The organism is Ornithinimicrobium sediminis (genome assembly GCF_021272345.1).
In the GTDB taxonomy this organism is placed as follows: domain Bacteria; phylum Actinomycetota; class Actinomycetes; order Actinomycetales; family Dermatophilaceae; genus Ornithinicoccus; species Ornithinicoccus sediminis_B.
In genome coordinates, this window is sequence record NZ_JAJSDQ010000005.1 from 94,082 (window position 1) to 118,066 (window position 23,985).

Here is a 23,985-nt window from a genome sequence, read left to right on the forward strand (position 1 = left end):
AGCGGACGAGCCCCGCCCACCGCCCGGGCGTGCCTCAGAGGGCGGGAGCCTCGGCGTCGACGTAGTCGGTGCGCGCCTCCTGGCCGGACGCCTCCGCGGCGTCGTGCAGCTCCACCGGGTCCAGGTCCGGGTCGCCGGCACGCTCCTCGTCCGCACGTGCCCCGGCATACGCCGAGTTGCCCAGGGACTCGAGCTCGGTGAGCACCCGTGCGTGCTTGTCGACGCACATCACCACGAGGTCCCCCGGGTTCGCCAGCACCATCGACTCGCGCACCGCGTCGACCTCCTCCGGCACGACCCGCACCGACTTGGCACGGACCTCGCCGGACTGGATGCGGGCACGCACGCCCTCGGCGACGAGCTCGGCGGCGGCACCGTGCGGCCGTCCTCGGCGGTTGTCGTCCTCCCGGACGACCAGCACGTCGAAGAACTGGGCCGCGACCTCACCCAGCTCGCGGATGTCGGCGTCGCGCCGGTCACCGGCGGCGCCGATGATGCCGATGCGCGCGGCGCGGACCGCACCGCTCTGGTGGGCCCGCTGCTCGGACAGGTTGTCGACGAACTCACCCAGGGCCCGCATCCCGGCCGGGTTGTGGCAGTAGTCCACCACCACGCTGACCCCCTTGACGTCGAGCATGTTCAGGCGCCCGGGTGACAGGTAGTACGACGTGGTGAAGGTGCGCAGGCCCTGCCGTATGTCGTGCAGCGGGGCGTCGACCGCGAAGGCGGCGCCGGCCGCGGCCATGGCGTTGGCGACGTTGAACCGTGCAGCGCCGCCGAAGGTGCTCGGCAGCAGGTGTGTCCAGGCCAGCTGCATGCTGCGACGACCGTGCCGGATGACGATCATCTCGCCACGGTCGCTCGGCTCCAGCACGACGGCACGGCCGCCGCGGCGCAGCCGGGCGTCGATGAAGGCGCGCTCCGGCGAGCCGGGGGGCTGCATCGAGAACCAGACGACCCCGCCGCTGCAGTGCCGGCGCATCTCGCGCACGTTGGGGTCGTCGGCGTTCAGCACTGCGAACCCGTCACGGGGCACCGCCTCGACCACCACCCGCTTGACCGCCGCCAGCTGCTCGACGGTGTCGATGCCCCGCAGCCCGAGGTGGTCGGCGGCCACGTTGGTCACCACGGCGACGTCGTTGCGGTCGTAGCCCAGGCCCTCGCGCAGGATGCCGCCACGGGCCACCTCCATGACGGCGAAGTCGACCCGGGGGTTCTGCAGCACCATGCGGGCCGACTTGGGACCCGAGGCGTCGGACCGCTTCACCAGCCGCTCGTCGATGACGATGCCGTCGGTCGAGGTCATGCCGACCTGACGACCCAGGCCCTTCATGATGTGCGCGATCATCCGCGAGGTCGTGGTCTTGCCGTTGGTGCCGGTCACCGCCACGATCGGCACGCGGGAGGGTGACCCCGGGGGGAAGAGCAGGTCGACGACCGGCTTGGCGATGTACTGCGGCTCGCCCACGGTCGGGTGGGTGTGCATCCGGAAGCCGGGGGCCGCGTTGACCTCGCAGATGGCGCCGCCGGTCTCGCGCACCGGTGCCGAGATGTCGGGGCAGATGAAGTCGATGCCGGCGACGTCCAGGCCGATCAGCCGCGCGGCCTCCTCGGCGATCTCGACGTTCTCGGGGTGCGCGTCGAAGGTGCGGTCGACGGAGATGCCACCGGTCGACATGTTGCCGGTGAGCGCCAGCCTGACCATCTCGCCCTCGGGCGGGACGTCGTCCATCTCGTAGCCCTGCTGGCGGACCAGCTCCACGGCGCCGTCGGTCACGGTGATCCGGGTGAGGACCTTCTCGTGGCCGACACCGCGGCGCGGGTCGGCGTTGGTGGTCTCCACCAGCTCGGAGACGGTGTGCGTGCCGTCGCCGATGACGTGGGCGGGGACCCGCTCGGCGATCGCCTGCATGCGCCCACCGACGATCAGGCAGCGGTAGTCGTTGCCGGTGATGAACGACTCCACGACCATGATCCCGCGCCGGGACTGCGCGTGGGCGGTCGGCCAGTGGGCCCGCACCGCCACCTCGTCCCTGAGGTCGATGCCCACACCGCGCCCGTGGTTGCCGTCCAGGGGCTTGACGACCACCGGGTAGCCGATGCGCTCGGCGACCGCGACCGCTCCGTCCTCGGTGCGCACCGTGTCGCTGGCCGGCACCGGCAGGCCGGCCGAGGAGAGCAGGGTGTTGGTGAGGGCTTTGTCACCGGCGATGTCGACGGCCAGGGCGCCGGTGCGGGAGGTCATGGTGGCCCGGATGCGCTGCGCGTGCACGCCCTGGCCGAGCTGCACGAGGGAGGCGGTGTTGAGGCGCAGCCACGGGATGTCCCGCGCCTGGGCCTCCTCGATGATGGCCGCGGTCGAGGGCCCGAAGGCGGTGCGCTCCGCCAGTCGCAGGAAGTCGTCGAGCTCGGTGGCGAAGTCGAAGTCCGGGTCGTGCGCGACGGCGGAGTTGACCATCCGCACCGCCAGGCGACCGGCCGCCAGGCCGACCCGCTCGTCGAGGAAGCCGAAGATGACGTTGTACCGTCCCGGGACGCCACGCACCATGCGGGTCTTGCCGCGACGCATGTCGTGGCCGGCCTCCGCCTGCAGCTGCAGGGCGAGGTGCTCCGCGACGTGGCCCATCCAGGTGCCCTCCTGGAGCCGCTCGACGAAGCCGCCGACGCGCCCCCGTGAGCAGGTGTGCTGTCCCAGACCGGGCAGCCACTCCAGGACCTGCTCGGTGAACCCGGGCAGGGTGTGGGAGGGGTACTCCTCGAGGATGCCGAGGTCGACGACGAGATGGACGGCCTGCTCGTAGTTCCAGATGTTGGGGCCGCGGTAGACGCGCGACTCGACGATCTGCAGCTCCGGGGCAGCAGGGGCGGAGGGGGTGGAGGTCACGTCGGGCTCCTCTCAGCGCCGCAGGGCGGCAGCGGCGTTGGCGGTCTCGTGCACGTCGGTGGGCGAGGTGACGACAGCGACCTCGGGGTACTGCTCCCGGAAGTCGGTCAGCGTGACCTGGCCGAGGTCGAAGGTGGCGCCGTAGGGCAGCGAGTGGACGACGGCACCGGACACGAGCAGGGGCGCGTCCCGGCGTGCCTCGTGGGCGTCACTCACCGCCGCCCGGCCGTCCACCACGTAGACCGACCCGGTGCCCACCACGGTCAGCACACGCTCGTCCACGATCTCGGCCGCCGTGTCCTCGTCGACGCCGACCCCCAGCAGGCTCGGTGACCCGGCGACCAGGGAGAGCAGCCGGGCGTAGCGGGTGCGCTGGGCGAAGTGCTGGTCGAGGATCACCCCGGGCAGCAGTCCGAACCCGGCCGTGAGCTGCCCGGCACGCTGGCGGGGGGTCACGCCCTCGTCGCCCAGGGAGATCATGAACTGGCTGAGGACCGAGGCACCCGCCGAGGTGCCGGCGACGACCGCGCCTCGCTCGTAGGCTCGCCGGATCGCCTCGTGCAGGGGGGTGCCGACGATGAGCTGGCCGAGCTTGAGCTGGTTGCCCCCGGTCACGAACACCCCGGTGGCGTCGTCGACTGCCGCGACGAGCTCGGGGTCACCGGACTGGTGTCGGGTCTGCGGGTCCACGGCGGTCACGTCCGTGGCGTGCAGACGCTCGAACACCGACCGGTAGACCGCGACGGCCTCCTCGGCCAGGGATGACGCCGAGGGGATCACCACGATGCGCGCCGCGCGCCCTCCCGCGAGGGCGACGAAGCGCTTGAGGACGAGCACCCGACGGCGCTTGTCCTCGGCACCGCCGATGACGAACAGCCTGCGTGGTGGGGCCTCGGTCACGTCGGCATCGGAGGGGTCGGCGTGTGGCATGGGAGCACTCTAGGCGCTGTGGGCACCCTCGATCACGGTCCCCTTGCCGATCACGACCAGACCCGAGTCGGTCACCGTGAAGCCGCGTGCCCGGTCGTGGTCGTGGTCCACCCCGACCGAGGTGCCGGGGGGCACCACGACGTTCTTGTCGATGATGGCGCGCCGGATCGTGCACCCCCGGTGCACCTCGACGTTGTCCAGCAGCACGGAGTCGGTGACGGTGCTGAAGCTGTGCACCCTGACGCGGGGCGAGAGCACCGAGCGGGTGACCGACGCTCCGCTGATGACCACGCCGGGCGAGACCGCCGAGTCCAGGGCCTGGCCGATCCGGTCGTTCGAGCCGTGCACGAACTTGGCCGGGGGTGGGCAGCCGTAGTTGGTCAGGATCGGCCACTCGTCGTTGTAGAGGTTGAACACCGGGTGGACCGAGACCAGGTCCATGTGCGCCTCGAAGTAGGAGTCCATGGTGCCGACGTCGCGCCAGTAGCCGCGGTCGCGGTCGGTGGCGCCCGGCACGTCGTTGGCACTGAAGTCGTAGACGTAGCCCTCGCCACGGTCGACGAAGGCGGGGACGATGTCACCGCCCATGTCGTGCTTCGAGCCGTCCTTGTGCGCGTCCTCGGTCACCGCGCGTTCGAGGACGTCGGCGTCGAAGACGTAGTTGCCCATGGAGGCGAAGACCTCGTCGGGGGAGTCCGGCAGGCCCGGCGCGTCGGTCGGCTTCTCCAGGAAGCGCGCGATCCGCTGGGGGTCCTCGGGGTCGACGTCGATGACGCCGAACTGGTCGGACAGCGACCGCGGCTGGCGGATGCCCGCCACCGTGACACCGGCACCGGTCTCGATGTGCTGGTCGACCATCTGCGAGAAGTCCATCCGGTAGACGTGGTCTGCGCCCACCACCACGACGATGTCGGGCCGCTCGTCGTGGATGAGGTTCAGGCTCTGGTAGATGGCGTCGGCGCTGCCGGCGAACCAGTGCTTGCCCATCCGCTGCTGGGCAGGCACCGGGGCGACGTAGTTGCCCAGGAGGTTGGTCAGCCGCCAGGTCTTGGTCACGTGGGTGTCGAGGCTGTGCGACTTGTACTGCGTCAGCACGACCACCTTGCGGTAGCCGGAGTTGACGATGTTGGACAGGGCGAAGTCGATCAGACGGTAGGGACCGCCGAACGGCACAGCCGGTTTGGCCCGGTCCGCCGTCAGCGGCATCAGCCGCTTGCCCTCACCTCCGGCCAGCACGATCGCCAGAACGTTCAGCCTGCTGCGCGACGTCTTTGCCATGGCACCAACCTAGGGGACAGCAGGCGGACCGGGCGAGAGGTAGCCGGGGGACGGCGGCGCCGATAGCGTGAGCGGGGTGCAGATCGACATCCTGACCCGCGAGTACCCGCCCAACATCTACGGAGGGGCGGGGGTGCACGTGAACGAGCTGACCCGCGCCCTGCGCTCCAGAGGGGACGTCCAGGTGCAGGTGCGCGCCTTCGACGACCCGGTCGAGGAGGAGGGCACGACAGGGTATGCCGCGCTGCCGCAGCTGGCCGAGGCCAACCCGGCTCTGCGGACCCTCGGCGTCGACCTCACCATCGCCGCGGACGTCGTCGCGGCCGCGCCGGACCTGGTGCACAGCCACACCTGGTACGCCAACTTCGCGGGCCACCTGGCCTCGCTGGTCGGCGGGATGCCGCACGTCATCTCCGCGCACTCCCTCGAGCCCATGCGGCCGTGGAAGGCCGAGCAGCTGGGCGGTGGCTACCGCCTGTCCAGCTACGTGGAGCGCACGGCATACGAGGGCGCGGCCGCGGTCATCGCGGTCTCGGAGGGGATGCGCCGCGACGTGCTCGCGAGCTACCCGGACATCGACCCCGACAAGGTCAAGGTCGTCCACAACGGCATCGACTCCGAGCAGTGGCAGCGGGACACCAGCGAGGCTGCGCGCACGGTCGTCACCGGCCACGGCATCGACCCCGACCGCCCGAGCGTCGTCTTCCTCGGCCGGATCACCCGGCAGAAGGGGCTGCCCTACCTGCTGCGCTCCCTGCGCAGGATCCCCGACGACACCCAGATCGTGCTCCTGGCCGGGGCCCCGGACACCCCGGAGATCAAGGACGAGGTCGTCGCCCTCGTGGACCAGCTGCGCGCCGAGCGTGGCGGACCGGTGGTGTGGATCGCCGAGATGCTGCCCCGCGACCAGGTCGTCGCTGTGCTCTCGCACGCCACCGTCTTCGTCTGTCCCTCGGTCTACGAGCCGCTGGGCATCGTCAACCTGGAGGCCATGGCCTGTGGGGCGGCCGTCGTGGCGACCGCCACGGGAGGCATCCCGGAGGTCGTCGTGCACGGCGAGACCGGGTGGCTGGTGCCCATCGAGCAGGTCACCGACGGCACCGGGACGCCGGTCGACGAGGACCGCTACGTCGCCGACTTCGCCGCAGCCATGAACGACGCCCTGTCGGACCCGGCCCGCGCCCAGCGGATGGGCCAGGCGGGCCGTGAGCGCGCCATCCGGGACTTCTCCTGGGACACCATCGCCGAGCGCACCCTGGAGGTCTACCGCTCGGTGCTCTGAGCCGGGCGACACCACGCCCGAGGCGGCGTGCCGCCGTCACCGCCATCCGGCCAGGTGCATCGCGGTGACGTTGGCGGCCTCGGCGAGGGCGGACGCCCCGCGGTCGGCGACCCTGGCCAGGATGCGCTCGCGGTGCACGGTGGTGCTGGAGGCCACGGTCTGCAGCCTGCTGTCGCGACCCACGTCCGCCAGGGCGAGCATCGAGCCGGCGAGGCGGACCACGCGCTCGGCGCGTTGCGGCACACCATGCGGCAGCCCCCAGTCGCTGCTGCCCAGGTCACGTCGGACCAGCGACTCGAGCTCGGCTCCGGCCCACGGCTGGTCGGGCACCGCTGCCAGCTCCTGGGTCAGCGCAGCCAGGTCGCGGCGCAGGCCGAGCTCGACCTCCGGCAGGCTGACGGCCTGCACCCGGTGCACGGGCACCGGCTCGGTGACGTGGCCGCGCCACACGGCCTGCCAGCCCTGGTCGCCCTCCGGACCGTAGGCGGTGATCTCGGGCACGAGTGCGGCGCCGATGCCGGGCACGTAGACCAGCTCCTCCGCGGTGACCGCCGCCGCCACGAGGTCCGGGCCGCCGCGTGGCATCGCGGAGATGTCGCCAGGTCGGGGCAGTGCGACGAGCACGACCTGCTCACCCAGGTCGCGCCAGGTGCCCAGGGTGTCGGTCAGGCCGTCGACGTGGTCGATGTCCGGCAGGGCGCGCGCGGCGACCTTCTCCACGGGCAGGTGACCGGCGAACGCCGCGGTCGCCCAGAGCGCGACACGCACGCTGGCAGGCAGGACGGACATGCGGTGATCGTAGACACCGGCAGGCAACTACGCTTGCGAGCCATGAGCGATGTCCTGGAGTTCGCCGGTGTCGGGGTCAGGCGTGGCAGGACCGATCTGCTGAGCGACGTGACCTGGTCGGTGGAGGAGGGCGAGCGCTGGGTCGTCATCGGGCCCAACGGAGCCGGCAAGACGACCCTGCTGCAGGTCGCCGCCGCACGCATGCACCCCAGCACCGGGGTCGCCGGTGTGCTGGGGGAGGTGCTGGGCACCGTCGACGTCTTCGAGCTGCGCCCGCGCATCGGCATCTCGAGCATCGCGATCGCCGAGCGCATCCCCGACGCCGAGAGGGTCTGCGACGTCGTGCTCACCGCGTCCTGGTCCGTCGTGGGCCGCTGGCGGGAGGACTACGACCGGATGGACGAGGAGCGGGCCACCGGGCTTCTGGACGCGCTCGGTGTGCGCCACCTGTCGCACCGCCGCTACGGCACCCTGAGCGAGGGGGAGCGCAAGCGCGTCCAGATCGCACGGGCGCTCATGACCGACCCGGAGCTGATGCTGCTCGACGAGCCCGCCGCAGGTCTGGACCTGCGCGGGCGCGAGGACCTCGTGGAACGCCTCCAGCGCCTCGCCGAGGACGTCACCGCCCCCGCCCTGGTGCTGGTCACCCACCATGTCGAGGAGATCCCGCCCGGGTTCACCGACATCCTCATGCTGCGCGGGGGCACGGTCGTCGCGGCCGGCCCGCTGGAGACCACGCTGAACGCCGACAACCTCTCGGCGACCTTCGGCCTGCCCCTGGTGGTCGACCGGCACGGCGACCGCTGGGCCGCTCGGGCCGCTCGGTGACGCTGCTCGAAGCGCTCGCGATCGCGCTCGCCGGGCTGCTCGCCGGCACCATCAACACGATCGTCGGCTCCGGCACGCTGATCACCTTCCCCACGCTGCTGTTCTTCGGCTACCCCCCGGTCGCCGCCAACGTGTCCAACAACATCGGCCTGGTCGCCGGAGGGGTGAGCGGTGCCTGGGGCTACCGGCACGAGCTGGTCGGTCTGAAGCGCACGCTGCTGATGCTGCTGCCGGCCTCCCTGGTCGGGTCGGTCACCGGTGCCCTGCTGCTGCTGGTGCTGCCCGAGGCGGCCTTCGAGACCATCGTGCCGGTGCTCATCGCGATCGCGCTGCTGCTCGTGGTCCTCGGCCCCCGGATCAACCGCTGGGCGGCCAGGCGGCACACCGACAGGATGACCACCGGCCACGCCGTCGCCCTCCTCGTGGGGGTGCTGCTGGCCGGGGTCTACGGCGGCTACTTCGGCGCAGCACAGGGCGTGCTGCTCATCGGGGTGATGAGCGCCCTGCTGCCGCTCCACGTCCAGCAGATCAACGGCATCAAGAACGTGCTCGGGCTCATGGTCAACGTCGTCGCAGCCGTCGTCTTCCTCCTCGTGCAGCCCGAGCAGGTCATCTGGCCTGTCGTGGGGCTCATCGCAGGCGGCGCGGTGGTCGGCGGAGTGATCGGAGCCAAGGTCGGCCGGGCCATGCCGCCCTGGCTGCTGCGCACGGTCATCGTCGTCATCGGGCTCGTCGCGATCGTGGTGCTCGTGACGTGAGCGCTCCGGTGCTGCCCGAGGGGGTCATCTGGGTCGACGACGCGCGCGACGAGCGGGTGCGTGACTACTTCAGCCTGACCGACGTGGCGCTGCGGCGGGTCCTCGAGCCTCGCGAGGGGCTCTACCTCGCCGAGTCCGAGAAGGTCATCCGTCGTGCGCTCGGCGCCGGCCACCGGATGCGCTCGCTCCTGATGGCTCCGCGGTGGCTGGGTGACCTCTCCGACCTGGTCGCCGGCGCAGTGGCCGAGGGCACACCGGTGTATGTTGCGTCGCCGCCGGTGATCGAGGCGATGACCGGCTTCCACCTGCACCGGGGTGCCCTGGCAGCCATGCACCGGCCAGAGCCGGCCGCGGTGACCGAGCTGCTGGCCGGGGCGCGCAGGGTCGCCGTCCTGGAGGACATCGTCGACCACACCAACGTCGGGGCGGTGTTCCGGTCCGCGGCGGGTCTGGGGGTCGACGCCGTGCTCGTGACCCCGCGCTGCGCGGACCCGCTCTACCGGCGCTCCGTCCGCGTCTCGATGGGCACCGTCTTCCAGGTGCCCTGGACCAGGATCGACCCGTGGCCAGCGGGCATCGCGACGCTCAAGGAGCTCGGCTTCGTCGTGGCCGCCTGTGCGCTCTCGGACGACGCAGTGAGCCTCGACGAGCTCGCGGCCGACCCGCCGCAGCGCCTCGCCGTCGTGCTCGGCACCGAGGGTGACGGCCTGGCCCCGCTCACGGTGGCAGGGGCCGACACCGTGGTGCGCATCCCTATGGCGGCGGGGGTCGACTCGCTGAACGTGGCTGCGGCCAGCGCCGTGGTGTTCTACGCCCTGCGGTAGGTCTCAGGCGAGCGGGACGGCCAGGCCGTCCACGACCTCGACACCGGGCAGCTCGCACAGCAGGGCTCCGGGCAGCTGCAGCTTGGCCCCCCGCACGCCGGCACCGACGACCACCGAGGGCTGGTCCACGACCCGGCGGTCGACGAGCAGCAGCCACGGCTCCGGGAGCCCGACGGGGGTGATGCCGCCGTGCTCCATGCCGGTCTCGTCCACCACCCGGTCCATCGGCATGAAGCTGGCCCGTCGGGCCTCGAGCCGCTTGCGCACGGTCGTGTTGACGTCGGCACGGGTGGTCGCGAGCACGACCGTGGCTGCGACGGTCTCGCGTTCGCCACGACGGCCCAGGACGACGAGGCAGTTGGCGGACTCCTCCAGGCTCACGTCGTAGGCGTCGACGAAGGCCTGGGTGTCCGCCAGGCCGGGGTCGATCGGGGCGACCATGACCTGGGCGGCCAGGCTCGCGTGGACGGCCAGGGCCTGGGCCACCGGTGGGGCCAGGAGGTGCGGGGCGCTGGTAGCCGGGACCCAGTCGAGGCGCTGCATGGCTCGAGCCTACGGGGCAGCGCGCCGGGCGCTCAGACCGGCATGACCAGACGCTCGAGAAGGTGCTCCAGGGTGCGGGCAGGGTCCTCGGTCTGGCCGCCGTGCACGCCGCTGGGCTGAAGGATGGTGCTGCGGGGGGCGCTGATCCACCCGAAGCGTGGCCCCAGCCGGTCCATCCGTGCTGTGCCGTGCGGTCCCTCGCCGCGGGCCAGCCGGCATACGGTCGACAGGGCTGCCTCCACGTCCTCGAGGTCAAGGCCAGGCGCGAGGGCCGAGATGCGGTCGTGGTCGAGGTGGAACGAGCCGTCGAGGAAGTCGGCCTGCTGGCTGTAGAGCACGACACCGACGTTGACGAACTCCTCCCGGTCCACGCGGGGGACCAGACGCAGCACGACGTACTGGTAGGGGACCGGGGTCATGCCGCGCCTCCTGGGAGCCAGTGTCCGACACCCTCCAGGCGCCGCAGCAGGTGCTCGCGGTATGCGGTGCGGGCCGCAGCGGGTGAGGGCAGCTGGTGGGTGGGCTCCAGCCAGGCATCGGGCACGGCCGCCAGCACGCTGTCGAGCAGGGCCGTGTCGACATGGGCGGCGAGCTCGTCGTGCGTCGCCCGCAGGTCGCCCGCCACCTCCAGGAGCACGTGCTGGTCGGCCCGGAACGGCTGCCGGGCGAAGCGGTCGGCATCCGGGCTGCGGGAGGGCCATCCATGGTGGAAGTAGAGCGCCGCCCCGTGGTCGATCGCCCAGACCTGCCGGTGCCACAGGAGCAGGTTGGGGTTGGACCAGGTGCGGTCGACGTTGGCCGTGAAGGCGTCCAGCCACAGGATGCGAGAGGCCTCCTCGGTCGTCGGCGACCGGGAGCCGTCGTAGCCCAGGGCGCCAGGGAGCAGGTCGACGCCGAGGTTGGTGCCGGGGGAGGCGTTGAGCAGGTCCTGGACCTCCTCGTCCGCCTCGTAGCGGGCGATCGCTGCGGGCAGCTCGATGGTGACCAGGCGCGGCACGGCCAGGCCGAGCGCCCGGGCGAGCTCGCCGACGACGACCTCGGCGACCAGCACCTTCAGGCCCTGGCCCGCGCCGCTGAACTTCACGACATACGTCCCCAGGTCGTCGGCCTCCACGACCCCGGGCAGCGAACCGCCCTCGCGGAGAGGGACGACGTAGCGGGTGGCTGTCACGTGCTCGAGCACGCCCGCACCCTACCCCGGGGTCAGTTGCGTGCAGCGACAGAAGGACGCATCTGGGCCAGTGACTGGCGCAGGATGCGGCTGACCTGCATCTGGGAGACGCCGATGCGGTCCGCGATCTGCTGCTGGGTGTGGCCCTCGAAGTAGTGCAGCCGCAGCACGGCCTTGCTGCGCGGGGGCAGCGTGGCGATGGCCGGACGCAGCGACAGCCGGTTGTCGACCTCCTCGACGCGGACGTCGTGGGCGACGAGCGTCTCGGCCAGCCCGGTGCGGCTGTCGTCGAGCCGCTGAGGGCTGTAGGCCGTGGCCAGCGACAGAGCCTCGCGCACGTCTGCGAGGGGCTCGCCGACCTCCTCGGCCACCTCGGCGGCCGTGGGGAGACGACCCAGCCGCTGCGCCAGCACGTCCTGCGCCTCGACGACCCGGGGCCGCAGCTCCTGCAGACGTCGGGGTGGGCGGACCACCCACACGTGGTCGCGGAAGTGCCGGCGCAGCTCACCGAGCACCGTCGGCACCGCGAAGCCGACGAAGGGCACCGGCGACGTGGGGTCGTAGCGCTGGGCGGCCAGCACCAGGCCGACACGGGCCACCTGTCGCAGGTCGTCCATCGACTCGCCACGGTCCCGGAAGCGGCCGGCGAGGCTGTCCGCCAGGGAGAGGTGCTGCGCGATGAACTCCGCGCACGCCTCGGTCATCACCGCGTGCTGGACCATCGTCGGTCCGTGGGTGTGAGTTGCGGTCACACCGGTCACCTCCTGGGCATGAGAGTCCCGTGAAGTGGCGCACTGCTGGACCACGTGCAGGTCGCTGGCCATCCGAGCGACCCCCCTATGTCATTGTGACTATATGCGCACTTGGGGGCAGGAAGCCAGCATCCTGCACCTCGATCTGGATGCGTTCTTCGCCGCAGTCGAGCAGCGCGACAAGCCCTCGCTGCGGGGCAGGCCCGTCGTGGTCGGCGGTCTGGGCGGCAGGGGAGTGGTCTCCACGGCGTCCTACGAGGCGCGGCAGTACGGCGCCCGGTCGGCGATGCCGACCGCGGAGGCGCGGCGCCGCTGCCCGCCGGGCACGGCCTTCCTCGGCGGGCGCTACGAGGCCTACCGGGCCACCTCACAGGTGGTCATGCAGCTGCTCACGGAGGTGTCGCCGGTGGTCGAGCAGGTCTCCGTGGACGAGGCCTACGTCGACCTGGCGGCCGGGGGAGCGGACCTGACACCGGGCGGGTTACGACGCCTGGGGGAGGAGGTCATGCAGGCCATCCGCCTCGCCACCGGGGGGCTGACGGCATCCGTGGGCGTCTCCACGAGCAAGATGATGGCCAAGATCGGCAGCGAGATGCGCAAGCCGGCAGGGCTGACCGTGATCGCTCCGGGCGAGGAGCTCGACGTGCTGCACCCGATGCCGGTGCGCGCCGTCGCCGGCGTGGGGCCGGCCACCGCGGGCCGGCTGCGCGGGTTCGGCGTGGAGACCGTGGCCGACCTGGCGCGGATCTCGCTGCCGGACCTCGTCTCGATCTTCGGCACCGCCCACGGACAGGCGCTGCACGCCCTGGCACGTGCGGACGACTCCCGCCCCGTCGTGACCGAGCGGGCGGCCAAGAGCATCTCGGCGGAGGAGACCTTCGAGACCGACCTCACCGACCCTGCGGTGCTGACCGCCGAGGTCGACGCCCTCACGCGCAAGGTGTCGGCGCGCCTGGGCACCTCGGCGACCTTCGCGCGGACCATCACTCTCAAGGCCAGGTGGCACGACTTCACCACCGTGACCCGCTCGGGGTCGCTGCCCTACGCCACCGGCGAGCCGGCGGTCATCGCCCGGGAGGCCCGTCGGCTGCTGGAGACGATCGACACCGCGGCGGGGCTGCGACTGCTCGGTGTGGGGGTCAGCGGCCTCACCACCCACGCCCAGGAGGAGCTCGACCTGGGAGCGGAGACCGCATGCGCCGAGGGCATGTCCGTGGAGGAGGGAGCCCACCACCTGCCGACGCGCACGCCGGCCGTCCGCCAGCCATGGAGCACCGGTCAGGACGTGCGGCACGACCGGCACGGAGCGGGGTGGGTCTGGGGCAGCGGCCGCCGGGTGGTGACCGTTCGCTTCGAGGGCCCCCTGACCCCTCCCGGGCCGGTCCGGACCTTCACCGTGGACGACGCGGACCTCCACCCGGCGGAGCCGCCGGACTGGCGTGGGGCCACCACCCACGCGTGGTAGTCTTCCCAGTCGTTGCCGCGGCTCCTCGCGAGTGCGGCACACACCCTCGTCCGGGTGGCGGAATGGCAGACGCGCTAGCTTGAGGTGCTAGTGCCCTTAACGGGCGTGGGGGTTCAAGTCCCCCTCCGGACACGCTTGTCCTGTCTCAGGACATAGGACACCCCCGAGCCCCCGCTCGGGGGTTTTTTGTGGGTTCAGGGGTTGGCAGGTCCTGGTGCCGACGCTCGGCCACACACGTCGCAGCTGCGACTGTGGGTGCGAAGTATGCACTAGCTCAGCCGGTCGCGCATCTGCACCGACAGTACTGTGAGGAAGTAGACAGAGTCTTCTCTCAGTACTACTACAGTGCGTAGTCTCCGAAGTATCGTCCTCCGTGCGGTCAACGCCGACCGTCACGAGAGCGGTCCGGCTCTCCAGCGAGGAGCGCCCCTCCTTAACTCTCGGTGTGAGGCTGCTTGAGAGGAACTGCCGTGAAACAGCACCGAGCAGTCGCAGCCCTGGGGGTCGCTGCGCTGACTGCATCAATGGCCACGATGGCTGTGGCAGACGACGGCTTCAAGGTCATGAAGACCATCTCCGACAGGACCGCGGTCGTCGAGGGGCACGTCGACGAGGCGGAGCACGCCTTCACCGGCATGATGAAGTTCTACGTCCCGGCGCAGGGCGCCAACGGGACGGCCTACACCGACACCGACCCGGTCGGCCTGCCCTACCTCTACGACGACGGCGACGAGGTGGCCGACGAGTTCCGTCCGCTTGCCAAGCCCCTGGTCAACGTCTTCATGGACGGACCCGTTGAGGGCATCGACGGCACCGGTTTCGTCGGTCACGGTCTCCGCGACGCCTACGCCGCGGTGAGCCTCGACGACGGCGTGACGTGGAAGCAGACGAACCTGTCCGAGTCGGCCGACCTGTCCTCGAGCACGGTGGCACGGGAGGACGTCCCCCTCTTCCAGGCTGATGCTCTCGAGACCTATCCCGGTGACGTCGTCAACATGTTCCACGCCATCGCCGGCAACAAGGTCGTCGTCGCGTGGCCCAGTCGATACTGCGGGCAGGGGCAGCCCAGCTACTCCCTGGACTCCAGCGCGACCGGTGTCGCGCGGCGCACGGCCGTTGCCGAGTACCTCGGGATCGACCTCACCGACCCGTCACCGGAGGACATCTACCTCCTCGACATGTATGGCGTGGCCGGCACCCAGGGGTCGGTGGACTACGCCGAGGACAGGTGGGCAGAGAACCAGCCCGTCGGCGAGGTGCCTTTCGCCTGCCTGTGGACCGTGCGGGGCGAGATGGTCAACGGCGACGACCCACGCACCGAGACCGTCGAGGCCTCGTTCATGCGCTGGTACAACACCGAGCGGCTCACGTCGGGCACTCGCGACGTCAACCGTATCGAGGTCATGGGCGTCCAAGGAGCAGGGTTCGCGATCAGCTGGCAGGAGGACCCGGACGGTCTTCGCCCAGGCCAGGGCGAGGGCCCCGGTGAGGGCTGGAGCGGTGCCATCGCCAACAGCGGGACGGACGTCTGGTACTCCTACATCGACTGGGAGGACTTCAGCTTCGTCCAGGACCCAGCTGTGGCAGACGGCACCGCATACCTTCCACTGACCGGCGCGGACTTCACCGCCGTCGACGGCAGCTACGAGGCCCTCGCGGCCGCTGCTGACGTCACCCAGAAGCCCAAGCCGTTCGTTCCGTTCGCGATGCCGATGCGCGTCACGGACAACGAGAAGTGCAACGTCGAGAAGCCCAAGCCGTACTGCTACGGCTCGGCCCTCGCGGCATCCGGCGTGGCGGTGCCGGCCACCACGGACGGTATTCCGCTGAACGCGCTGGACTACGGCCTCAAGGACAGGTGCGAGTCCGTCATCACGGTCGAGGTCGGCAGGCATGGTGGCACATCGGACATCTGCATCTCGGCGGACGGGCTTCCGAACCTCGGCAACACGGCCGCAACCCGTCCTCGGCTGAACACCTTCGGCTACGACTCGACGGGGAAGGTGAAGGGCGCCGTCATCGACAACGCCTTCGTCACCCTCATCCTCGAGGAGGGCAAGGGCCTGGGCAAATGGGGTTTCATGGAGACCGCAGACGGCACCGTTGACTACACGATGCCGTGCGACCCCGAGGCCGATCCCGCGATCGAGGGGTGCGTGCCTTTCGACGAGGGCAAGAACATCTGGTACCACTCCTTCAGCATGTCGCTCACCGATGACATGGCCACGCGCCCGCGCGACGGGCTCCTCGACAACCTCACCAGCCACGGCAACATGCTCAACCAGCCCGAGGTCAACTGGCAGACCGGCGAGTTCTACGGCGCCGCCGACACGGTGTACATGTGGGACTTCACGACGGACTACGAGGGCGCCGCGACAGGGCTGGACAACTACGAGATCTACAACACCGAGATCGCCCGCCGGGGCAGCCTGCTCGGTCAGGACATCGACAAGGTCCACGTCACGACGTCGAAGGCCAAGAACGGTCTGCTGGCGCTGCCCACCTGGAAACAGGGGACGATGAACCAGGGTGGTCCGGCGGACGTCATGTCACGCCAGATCATCATCCCGAAGGGCTGGACCGTCAGGTCCGGAGGCCCCAACGGAGGCAACCCGTACGCGTTCCGCAACATGGCGTGCGAGACGTGGGCGTTCGAGGACGGCTCCAACCCGCAGTACCCCGAGGGTGTCTGCCTCGAGCCGGCGGTCAACCTGTCGGGGTCCATCCCGGACACCTGCTACGACTCTGAGACCGGAGAGGCGATCGCATGTCCCGCGGTCGACCTCGCCCAAGGCACCACGTTCGGGGTCGGGGACACCAACCCGATCCTGCAGGGCAAGGAGCTGGACGACGGCGACGAGACCACGAAGGACTCGAACACCACGAAGGTGCTCACCTGGCATCAGTGTCCTGCCAGCTACACGGTCGCGGCCCAGACCGACGGCACGGAGGCGGTGACGTGTGACACCGATCTCCGGACCGATGCCTCGACCCTGCGTGACCAGTCGTGGTACAACCCCCTCGAAGTGGCCAAGGGGCACCGCGGCTTCCTCGACGGTGACTTCGTGATGATGCTCTATGCGTGGTCGCCCAACTGGCGGCTCAACGTCCAGGGCAGCGACCGCTACGAGCTGTACATCCGCCGCTCCTTCGACGGAGGCGCGTCGTGGACGAACATGCCCAGCGACTACACCCACTGGGACGGCACGAAGTACCCCGGGCAAGGCAACGTGGTCTGCGAGACGTATCGCAGCGACGAGACGCAGGCCGGCGGAGACCTCGTGGAGCCGCAGGTGTGCTACTCCTACGACGCGACGAAGGGCGGGGCGGGCGAACAGGCCCGCAACGTGACGCAGCACAAGTCGATGCGGATCACCACTCTCGACCCGCGGTATGCCACCACCGGTGCGCCGCAGGGAGTCAGTGTCACCTCCGACCTGTTCGGCCACGGGCTGCTCGGTGCGGAGACGGCGTTCGGGGACATCGAGGACGTGAGGGACCCCTCGCGGTTCTTCGTCGTCTACGAGACCGGTGACAACACCACCACCATCTACGGCGAACCCGAACCTCTCGACCTGTTCTACAGCCGTGCCGTGAACTTCGGCGACGACTACGTGGTCTGGGACGAGCTGGCCGAGTCCACCCGTGACGGTGACCGTGACGTGAGCGAGTGCTACCCGAGCAACGCGCACGAGGACGACGACATCGTGGGCACGGTCCCGGAGGGCTCGGGCTTCTGCAACGAGTTCGACAAGATGGAGTCCGGGACCCCGGGCCTGGAGGCCAGCGAGGCTAGCCTCACGGCGAACCCCGGCGGCCAGTTCCTCTACGGGACGTGGACCCAGGCGCAGCTCGTCGAGGGTGAGGTCACCGAGTCCGATGCCATGGCGCGCAGGGTCTGGTGGGTGGACGACTTCTTCCCGGTCGACGCCTGGCTGTTCGGTCAGGGCCCGGGCGAGGGAGGTGCCAGCGAGGTCGACGAGTAGGCCACCTGGCCTCATGGCTCGCTGACCGTCGAGCCAGCGGTCCGTCCGGCGTCCAGCCGGGCGGGCCGTTGGCTGGCCGTAGGTGGTAACGAGGTGGGTCGCTCATCGAGGGGCTCGACAACCGCCCCGTGTGCCCTGCCGGTAGACACCCTCGGGGTCTACCGGACGTGTTCGCGCAGCCGGCGGGTCAAGGCAAGGTATGGAGACGGTGAGAGTTTCCTCAGCGGTGCCCCTCGCAGGTCCAGGTCCGGTAAGAGTAGGCTCCGCCCATGAGAGCCCCGAGGCCGGGCGCACTGTTGGCAGCGCTGCTCGTGATGGGGCTCATGCTTGCCGGGGTGCTCCCGGTGACGGCAGTCGGCACGATGGTCGGACAGACGGCGGTCGACGGGACCGCGGCGACGGTCGGCTCAGCGACTTCGCGGCTTGCCGGTTCGGATCGTTACGGGTCGTCGGTGGCAATCTCTCAGTACCGGTTCGAAGATTCGGCTGAGGTGCGATCGGTCTACCTGGCGCGGGGCGACGTGTTTGCCGACGCCTTGACGGCGGGGTCGTTGCGCGACGGTCCGGTGCTGCTGGTGCGAGGTGGCTGCGCCTCGGTGCCGTCGGTGGTGATGTCGGAGATCGCGCGGGTGGAGCCGGACCGCGTGGTGGCCCTGGGCGGGGAGGAGGCGGTGTGCACCGAGCAGCTGGTCCAGGCGGCCGGGGGGCGGGCGACGGACAGGCTGGGCGGGGCGGACCGGTTCGAGACGGCGGCGGCGATCGCGGCCCATGCCTTCCCGGCAGGTCCGGCGACGGTGTATCTGGCCAACGGTTCGATCACCCCCGACTCGGTGGTGGCAGGGAGCTTGCAGGACGGGCCCGTGCTGCTGGTGTCGCGGGACGGGGCGAGCGTGCCGTCGGCATCGGCGGCCGCGGTCGAGGCGCTGGATCCGGACCGGGTGGTCGCCCTGGGGGGGACCGTCGTGGTCTCGGACGCCGCGCTGGCCGCGGCGGCGCAAGGTCGGGCGGCGTCGCGGGTTGGTGGGGCTGACCGGTATGAGACGGCTCGGCTCGTGGCGGACCGGGCGTTCCCGGAGCGCACGCCGCGGGTGTATGTGGCCCGCGGCGACGGGGAGAATGTGGTCGATGCGCTGTCGGCGGGGATGCTGGCGGACGGTCCGGTGTTGCTGACCTCGGGTCCGTGCGACCGGGTGCGGGTGGCGACGGCGGCCGAGCTGGGTGAGCGGACCCCGGAGCGGGTGGTGGCACTCGGCGGGCCGGTGGCGTTGTGCGACTCGACGTTGGTGGGCGCGTCGATGGCTGCCCGAGGGCCGGTCGACTGCTCGGCCACCGCCTGCGTGGCGCTGACCTTCGACGACGGACCGGGCGCGCCCACGCCGACGCTGCTGGGGACCTTCGCGCAGAAGGGGGTGCCGGCCACCTTCTTCGTCGTCGGTCGCAAGATGGCCGTCGACGGCCACGTCACGCGGCGGACCTGGGTGGAGGGTCACGAGATCGGCAACCACACCTACGACCACCCGCGTCTTCCGGATCTGACGCTGGCGGGTCAGCAGGACCAGATCGACCGCACGGACGCCGCCCTGCGCGGCCTCGGCATCCCGGTCACCCGCACGATGCGCCCGCCGTTCCTCGCCTTCAACGACAACACCCGCCGCCTGGGCAAGGCGGTCATCATGACCGATACCAACCCCAAGGACTGGAACGGGCCCTCGACCGAGCAGATCCGGACCTTCGTTCGGGACAACGTCCGCCCTGGGTCGATCGTCATCCAGCACGACACCGTCGCCGCCTCGGTCGCGGCCGTGCCCGGCATCGTCGACGACCTGCACGCGATGGGGTACACGGTCGTCACGGTGTCCGAGCTCGTCACCGACCTGCAGGCTGGTGACCTGGTCTACAACCGCGACACAGTCCGCGACGCGTCCACCAGCGTCTCGATGCTCGACCCGGTCGAGCTGGAGGACGGCAGGGTGATGCCCCCGCTCTACGACGAGACCGGCGTGCCCGGCGTCGCCCCTTCGCTGACCCGGGAGGAGATCCTCGGCACGGCACCGTGAGCAGGGGCCGGCAGGCTCCCCGTCCGTCCCGGCGCGGTCGCACCGATGAAGGCCGTCCTGCTGGCGGAGTCTGCGGTGGTGCCCTGCATGAGGGTGGCCCTCAAGCCGCGGCGGTCACTCTTTACGATAGATAGCGATATGTCGCTCAGCCTGTGGAAGGACAACCTGATGCACGCGCACCAGAGCACGCACGACGAGACGGGCTGGGGTCGGCACGGCTTCAAGCCCTTCCTTGGCATGGCCCAGCAGTTCCAGGGGCTGATGGGTCAGTCCGGTCAGCGCGCCCGACGCGGCGACGTCCGAGAGGCCATCCTGAGGCTGCTCGCGGAGGAGCCGATGCACGGCTACCAGATCATCGGCGAGCTCGCCGAGCGCAGCGCAGGCACCTGGAGCCCCTCCGCTGGATCGGTGTACCCGACCCTGCAGCTACTGGCCGACGAGGGCCTCGTGACCGCCGAGCCCGTCGGCGGCAAGAAGGTCTACCGGCTCACGGAGGCCGGTGTCGCCGCGGCGGACCACTTCGCCGGACGCCGTGCACCCTGGGACGAAGCGGCGGACACCCCGGTGGGCGGCACCGGCTACCACCAGGCTGCGGGTCGCCTGTTCCAGGCGGTGTTCCAGGTGGGCAGTACGGGCTCGGTGGGGCAGATGTCCGCAGCGGTGGACATCCTGAACGACACCCGCAAGCGCCTGTACGGCCTCCTCGCTGAGGACTGACGGCCCGCGCCCACTGCCGTCACCCACAGCGTCCGGAGGACGAATGAGAGCCTCAGACCTGCGCGCCCGCTACTGGCGCATCGTGTTCTTCTTCGCGCGGGTGACGGCGGCGTTCATCTGGTGGGAGATCGTGCTGCGGCGCCTCGGTCTCGGCTGGCTCGCGGCGCGCACGCGCGCGGAGCGCGGACGACGCACAGCTGTCCGGTTCCGCAGGCTCGCGGTGTCGATGGGCGGGCTGATGATCAAGGTGGGCCAGTTCCTGTCCGCCCGGCTGGACGTGCTGCCCCAGGAGATCACGGCTGAGCTCTCCGGGCTGCAGGACGAGGTCCCTCCGGAGGACTTCACCGCCGTGCGGGCCGTTGCGGCGTCCGAGCTGGCCCTGCCACTGGACGAGCACTTCGCCTGGTTCGACGAGACACCGCTGGCTGCGGCGTCGCTGGGGCAGGTGCACCGTGCTCGGCTGCGTCCCGTGGACGCCGCCGAGCAGGGTTTCGCCGAGATCGTCGTCAAGGTGCAGCGTCCGCACATCCAGCAGGTCATCGAGGTCGACCTTGCGGCGCTGCGCAAGGTCGGCGGGTGGATGGAGCGCTACCGCCCCATCCGCGAGCGGGCAGACGTGCGGGCCCTGATCGAGGAGTTCGCGACCACCACGCTCCAGGAGGTCGACTACCTCGCTGAGGCCGCCAGTGCCGAGACGTTCGCGGCCAACTTCGCCGACGACCCGCGTGTAGGCGTGCCCTCGGTCGTGTGGGAGCTGAGCGGCCGCCGGGTGCTCACCTTGCAGGATGTCTCGGCCATCAAGCTCGGGGACGGCGACGCGGTGACGGCTGCAGGCATCGACCGCGCGGAGGTGGCCCAGGTGCTGGCCGACACCTTCCTCCAGCAGATCTTCACGGACGGCTTCTTCCACGCGGACCCGCACCCGGGCAACATCTTCGTCACTCCTCGACCGCAGGCTTCCCCCGGCGAACCCGCCTGGACCCTGATGTTCATCGACTTCGGGATGGTCGGCCACGTGCCGGAAGACCTTCGCGCCGGCCTGCGCGACCTGCTCATCGCGGCCGGCCTGCGCGACAGTGCTCGCTTGGTGGCCGGGCTCAAGAGGCTGGACCTGCTCCTGCCCAGCGCCGACCTTGCGCGGATCGAGGCCGCGACCGAGCAGGTCTTCGACCGCTTCGCCGGCCTACGCATGGACGAGCTGCAGCAGATCCCACCCGAGGAGGTCGTCCGCTTCGGCCTGCAGTTCCGCGAGCTCCTGCTGGAGCTGCCGTTCCAGGTGCCGGAGGACCTGTTGCTGCTCGGGAGGTCGATGGGCATCCTGTCGGGCATCTGCACGGGGTTGGACCCGGAGTTCGACATCTGGACCACCATCACCCCCTACGCGACCCAGCTCCTCGAGGACGAGCAGCAGAGCCTGCCGCGGACTGTCGTGACGGAGGCCCTCGCACTGGGACGCCTCGCGCTCGTCCTGCCTCGCCGTGCCGACCGTGTCCTGACACTCGCGGAGCGGGGGGAGCTCAGGGTCGCGACCCCTGCCTTGTCCGGGCAGGTGCGGCGGCTGGAGCGGTCCGTCTCCCGCATGAACGCGGTGCTCATCTTCGCCGCCCTGCTCGTGGCCGGCGCCGTGCTCACTGCGTCCGACACCGGGCTGGGCCGCCTCCTGATGAGCCTGTCGGTGCTGCCGCTGGCGCTGGTGCTGGTGAGCGGCCTGCGCCGCGGTCCGTGAGGGTGGAAGCCGTAGGAGTGGGAGGGCCACAGGCACGCCGTGCGTGACCCCGACACGCTCGCGGAGGCGCGTCCTCCTTCCGGGTAGCCGGCCCTCGGTGTGACCTTGCCGACACACGTCCCGATGGTGGACGTCCCCGGGCGCCGGCCCACCTAGGATCGTCAGCCGTGCCTGGCTCTCCCTCACCTCATCACGGCATGGGGGCCGTCCCACACGACGGAGGGGTGACCTTTCGGCTGTGGGCGCCGAACGCGCGGCAGGTCGCGGTCACCGGCGACTTCTCCGGGTGGGACCCGGCACACAAGGTGCGGCTGGCGCGTGACAACGTCCGTTCGGGCACCTGGTCGACCTTCGTTCCCGGCCCGGGGCCGGGCAGCCGCTACCGGTTCCTGATCCGGAGCGGCGGACCCTACCGCTCGCGCATCGACCCGGTGGCGCGGCAGGTCACCCACTCCGCCGGCGATGCCGTGGTCTTCGACCCCCGGACGCTGGACTGGGGCGGGGACCACTTCGGGATGCCGGGGTGGGACGACCTGGTGCTGTACGAGGTGCACATCCCCACGTTCGCGGCCGACGGCGGCGGGGCCGGCACCTTCGACCGGGCGGTCGACCGGCTCGACCACCTGGCCTGGCTCGGGGTCAACGCCGTCGAGGTGATGCCGCCCTTCGCCTTCGGAGGCCATGTCAGCTGGGGCTACAACCCCTCCCACCTCTTCGCGATCGAGCCCTCCTACGGTGGCCCGCACGCCTTCGGCCGCTTCGTCCGGGCGGCTCACGCCCGGGGGATCGCGGTGATCCTGGACGTGGTCTACAACCACCTGGGTCCGGGCGACCTGCACCTGTGGCGCCTCGACGGAGGTCGCAGGCGGCACTACGGCGGCAGCTACTTCTACAACGACCGTCGGGCGCTGACCCCGTGGGGTGCGACCCGGCCCAACTACGACCGCCGACACGTGCGCAACTACCTGCGCGACTCGGCGGTGATGTGGCTCGAGGACTTCCGCGTCGACGGCCTGCGCTTCGACGCGACCCAGTACATCCGCTCCCGGTGGGGTGACGTCCACGATCCCGGCGGGCGGATCGCCGCCGGGCACCGGTTCCTCGCGGCCACGACCGCTGACATCCGCTCGCGCCAGCCGTGGAAGATCCTGGTCGCCGAGGACATGCAGCGCGACCCCACGGTCACGCGCCCCAGTGACGAAGGCGGGCTCGGCTTCCACTCCCAGTGGGACGCCGGCTTCGTGCACCCCGTCCGCGCCGCCCTGGAGACCCCGCGTGACGAGGACCGCGACATGTATGCCGTGGCGCACGCGGTCACGGGGCATGGCGTGGGCGCACCGCATGAGCGAGTCATCTACACCGAGTCCCACGACGAGGTAGCCAACGGCAGGAGCCGGGTGCCCGAGTCGGTCTTCCCCGGGGCGGCCGACTCCTGGCACGCGCGCACCCGCGCTGCGCTGGGGCTGGTGCTCACCCTGACCTCGTCCGGCATCCCCATGCTCTTCCAGGGTCAGGATGTCCTGGAGGACCGTTGGTTCGACGACCAGACCCCCGTCGACTGGGGCAAGGCGCACCGGCACGCCGGGTTCCTGCACCTGACGCGGCAACTGGTCGCGCTGCGCCGCAACCTCTCCGGGGCCACTCGCGGGCTCACCGGACGGCATACCCGCGTGATCCGGGTCGACAACGACCGCAAGGTCCTGGCCTACCACCGCTGGTCCGGCGGCGGCCCGCACGACGACACGGTGGTGGTGCTCAACCTGCGCACCACTCCGGTGCGGGACTACCCGCTCGGGCTGCCCCGCCCCGGGCGCTGGCGCGTGCGCTGCAACACCGACGCGCCGCTGTTCGGGCCCGGCCTGGGCTCGGTGCACGTCACCGACCTCGACACCGAGCCGCACGGGCACGACGGCTACGCGCAGCACGCCCGGGTCACCATCGGCCCGTACGCCGCCCTGGTCTACTCCCAGGACGCGTGAAGGCATGATGGTTGCT

General features: G+C 70.9%; 18 protein-coding genes and 1 tRNA gene. 11 read left to right on the forward strand and 8 right to left on the reverse strand.

Annotated features, from left to right (window positions below; all coding sequences use genetic code 11):
• Positions 1-34: 34 nt before the first annotated feature.
• The 3 genes from cphA to glgC are packed head-to-tail and all read right to left on the reverse strand — an operon-like array spanning position 35 to position 5,092.
• Complete coding sequence (cphA, locus tag LVO85_RS12385) at positions 35-2,884, reverse strand: cyanophycin synthetase (protein ID WP_232747797.1); 2,850 nt, start codon at positions 2,882-2,884, stop codon at positions 35-37.
• Positions 2,885-2,896: 12 nt separating this feature from the next.
• Positions 2,897-3,814, reverse strand: coding sequence for a cyanophycinase (locus tag LVO85_RS12390; RefSeq protein ID WP_232747798.1), 918 nt, complete (start codon positions 3,812-3,814; stop codon positions 2,897-2,899).
• Positions 3,815-3,823: 9 nt separating this feature from the next.
• Positions 3,824-5,092 (reverse strand): glucose-1-phosphate adenylyltransferase, encoded by a 1,269-nt coding sequence (gene glgC, locus LVO85_RS12395; RefSeq protein WP_232747799.1) that lies wholly within the window; start codon positions 5,090-5,092, stop codon positions 3,824-3,826.
• Between the two features lie 76 nt (positions 5,093-5,168).
• On the opposite strand from glgC, the gene glgA reads away from it, so the two are divergent.
• A complete protein-coding gene (gene glgA / locus LVO85_RS12400) occupies positions 5,169-6,374 on the forward strand; it encodes a glycogen synthase (protein WP_232747800.1) in 1,206 nt (401 codons plus the stop codon).
• Positions 6,375-6,410: 36 nt separating this feature from the next.
• Here glgA and LVO85_RS12405 read toward each other — a convergent pair whose 3' ends face one another.
• A complete protein-coding gene (locus LVO85_RS12405) occupies positions 6,411-7,163 on the reverse strand; it encodes a hypothetical protein (RefSeq protein ID WP_232747801.1) in 753 nt (250 codons plus the stop codon).
• Between the two features lie 42 nt (positions 7,164-7,205).
• Between LVO85_RS12405 and LVO85_RS12410 the strand changes: the two genes are divergently transcribed.
• Genes LVO85_RS12410 through LVO85_RS12420 form a run of 3 tightly spaced genes read left to right on the forward strand, consistent with a single transcriptional unit; the run spans position 7,206 to position 9,573 of the window.
• Positions 7,206-7,991 (forward strand): ABC transporter ATP-binding protein, encoded by a 786-nt coding sequence (locus LVO85_RS12410; protein WP_232747802.1) that lies wholly within the window; start codon positions 7,206-7,208, stop codon positions 7,989-7,991.
• Positions 7,988-8,749, forward strand: coding sequence for a sulfite exporter TauE/SafE family protein (locus LVO85_RS12415; protein WP_232747803.1), 762 nt, complete (start codon positions 7,988-7,990; stop codon positions 8,747-8,749). Before LVO85_RS12410 ends, LVO85_RS12415 begins: the two co-directional genes overlap by 4 nt.
• Complete coding sequence (locus LVO85_RS12420) at positions 8,746-9,573, forward strand: TrmH family RNA methyltransferase (RefSeq protein ID WP_232747804.1); 828 nt, start codon at positions 8,746-8,748, stop codon at positions 9,571-9,573. Before LVO85_RS12415 ends, LVO85_RS12420 begins: the two co-directional genes overlap by 4 nt.
• Positions 9,574-9,576: 3 nt before the next feature.
• Here LVO85_RS12420 and LVO85_RS12425 read toward each other — a convergent pair whose 3' ends face one another.
• Genes LVO85_RS12425 through LVO85_RS12440 form a run of 4 tightly spaced genes read right to left on the reverse strand, consistent with a single transcriptional unit; the run spans position 9,577 to position 12,039 of the window.
• A complete protein-coding gene (locus LVO85_RS12425) occupies positions 9,577-10,116 on the reverse strand; it encodes a YbaK/EbsC family protein (protein ID WP_232747805.1) in 540 nt (179 codons plus the stop codon).
• A 32-nt stretch (positions 10,117-10,148) separates the two neighbouring features.
• A complete protein-coding gene (locus tag LVO85_RS12430) occupies positions 10,149-10,535 on the reverse strand; it encodes a DUF3037 domain-containing protein (RefSeq protein WP_232747806.1) in 387 nt (128 codons plus the stop codon).
• Complete coding sequence (locus LVO85_RS12435; protein WP_232747807.1) at positions 10,532-11,299, reverse strand: HipA family kinase; 768 nt, start codon at positions 11,297-11,299, stop codon at positions 10,532-10,534. Before LVO85_RS12435 ends, LVO85_RS12430 begins: the two co-directional genes overlap by 4 nt.
• Before the next feature lie 20 nt (positions 11,300-11,319).
• Entirely contained in the window at positions 11,320-12,039 is a 720-nt protein-coding gene (locus LVO85_RS12440; protein ID WP_232747808.1) for a sigma-70 family RNA polymerase sigma factor, read from the reverse strand.
• Positions 12,040-12,142: 103 nt separating this feature from the next.
• Between LVO85_RS12440 and LVO85_RS12445 the strand changes: the two genes are divergently transcribed.
• The 7 genes from LVO85_RS12445 (at position 12,143) to LVO85_RS12475 (ending at position 23,969) form a co-directional block, all read left to right on the forward strand.
• Complete coding sequence (locus tag LVO85_RS12445) at positions 12,143-13,504, forward strand: DNA polymerase IV (protein WP_232747809.1); 1,362 nt, start codon at positions 12,143-12,145, stop codon at positions 13,502-13,504.
• 48 nt (positions 13,505-13,552) lie between these two features.
• Positions 13,553-13,636, forward strand: a tRNA-Leu gene (locus LVO85_RS12450).
• A gap of 401 nt (positions 13,637-14,037) precedes the next feature.
• Entirely contained in the window at positions 14,038-17,490 is a 3,453-nt protein-coding gene (locus LVO85_RS12455; protein WP_232747810.1) for a choice-of-anchor O protein, read from the forward strand.
• Positions 17,491-17,759: 269 nt separating this feature from the next.
• On the forward strand, positions 17,760-19,547 hold the full coding sequence (locus LVO85_RS12460; RefSeq protein ID WP_232747811.1) for a cell wall-binding repeat-containing protein: 1,788 nt from the start codon (positions 17,760-17,762) through the stop codon (positions 19,545-19,547).
• A gap of 93 nt (positions 19,548-19,640) precedes the next feature.
• Positions 19,641-20,264: a PadR family transcriptional regulator gene (locus LVO85_RS12465; RefSeq protein WP_232747812.1), complete on the forward strand. Its 624-nt coding sequence runs from the start codon at positions 19,641-19,643 to the stop codon at positions 20,262-20,264.
• 43 nt (positions 20,265-20,307) lie between these two features.
• Positions 20,308-21,990: an ABC1 kinase family protein gene (locus LVO85_RS12470; protein ID WP_232747813.1), complete on the forward strand. Its 1,683-nt coding sequence runs from the start codon at positions 20,308-20,310 to the stop codon at positions 21,988-21,990.
• A gap of 197 nt (positions 21,991-22,187) precedes the next feature.
• Positions 22,188-23,969 (forward strand): alpha-amylase family glycosyl hydrolase, encoded by a 1,782-nt coding sequence (locus LVO85_RS12475; RefSeq protein ID WP_269813424.1) that lies wholly within the window; start codon positions 22,188-22,190, stop codon positions 23,967-23,969.
• The last annotated feature ends 16 nt before the right edge of the window (positions 23,970-23,985 follow it).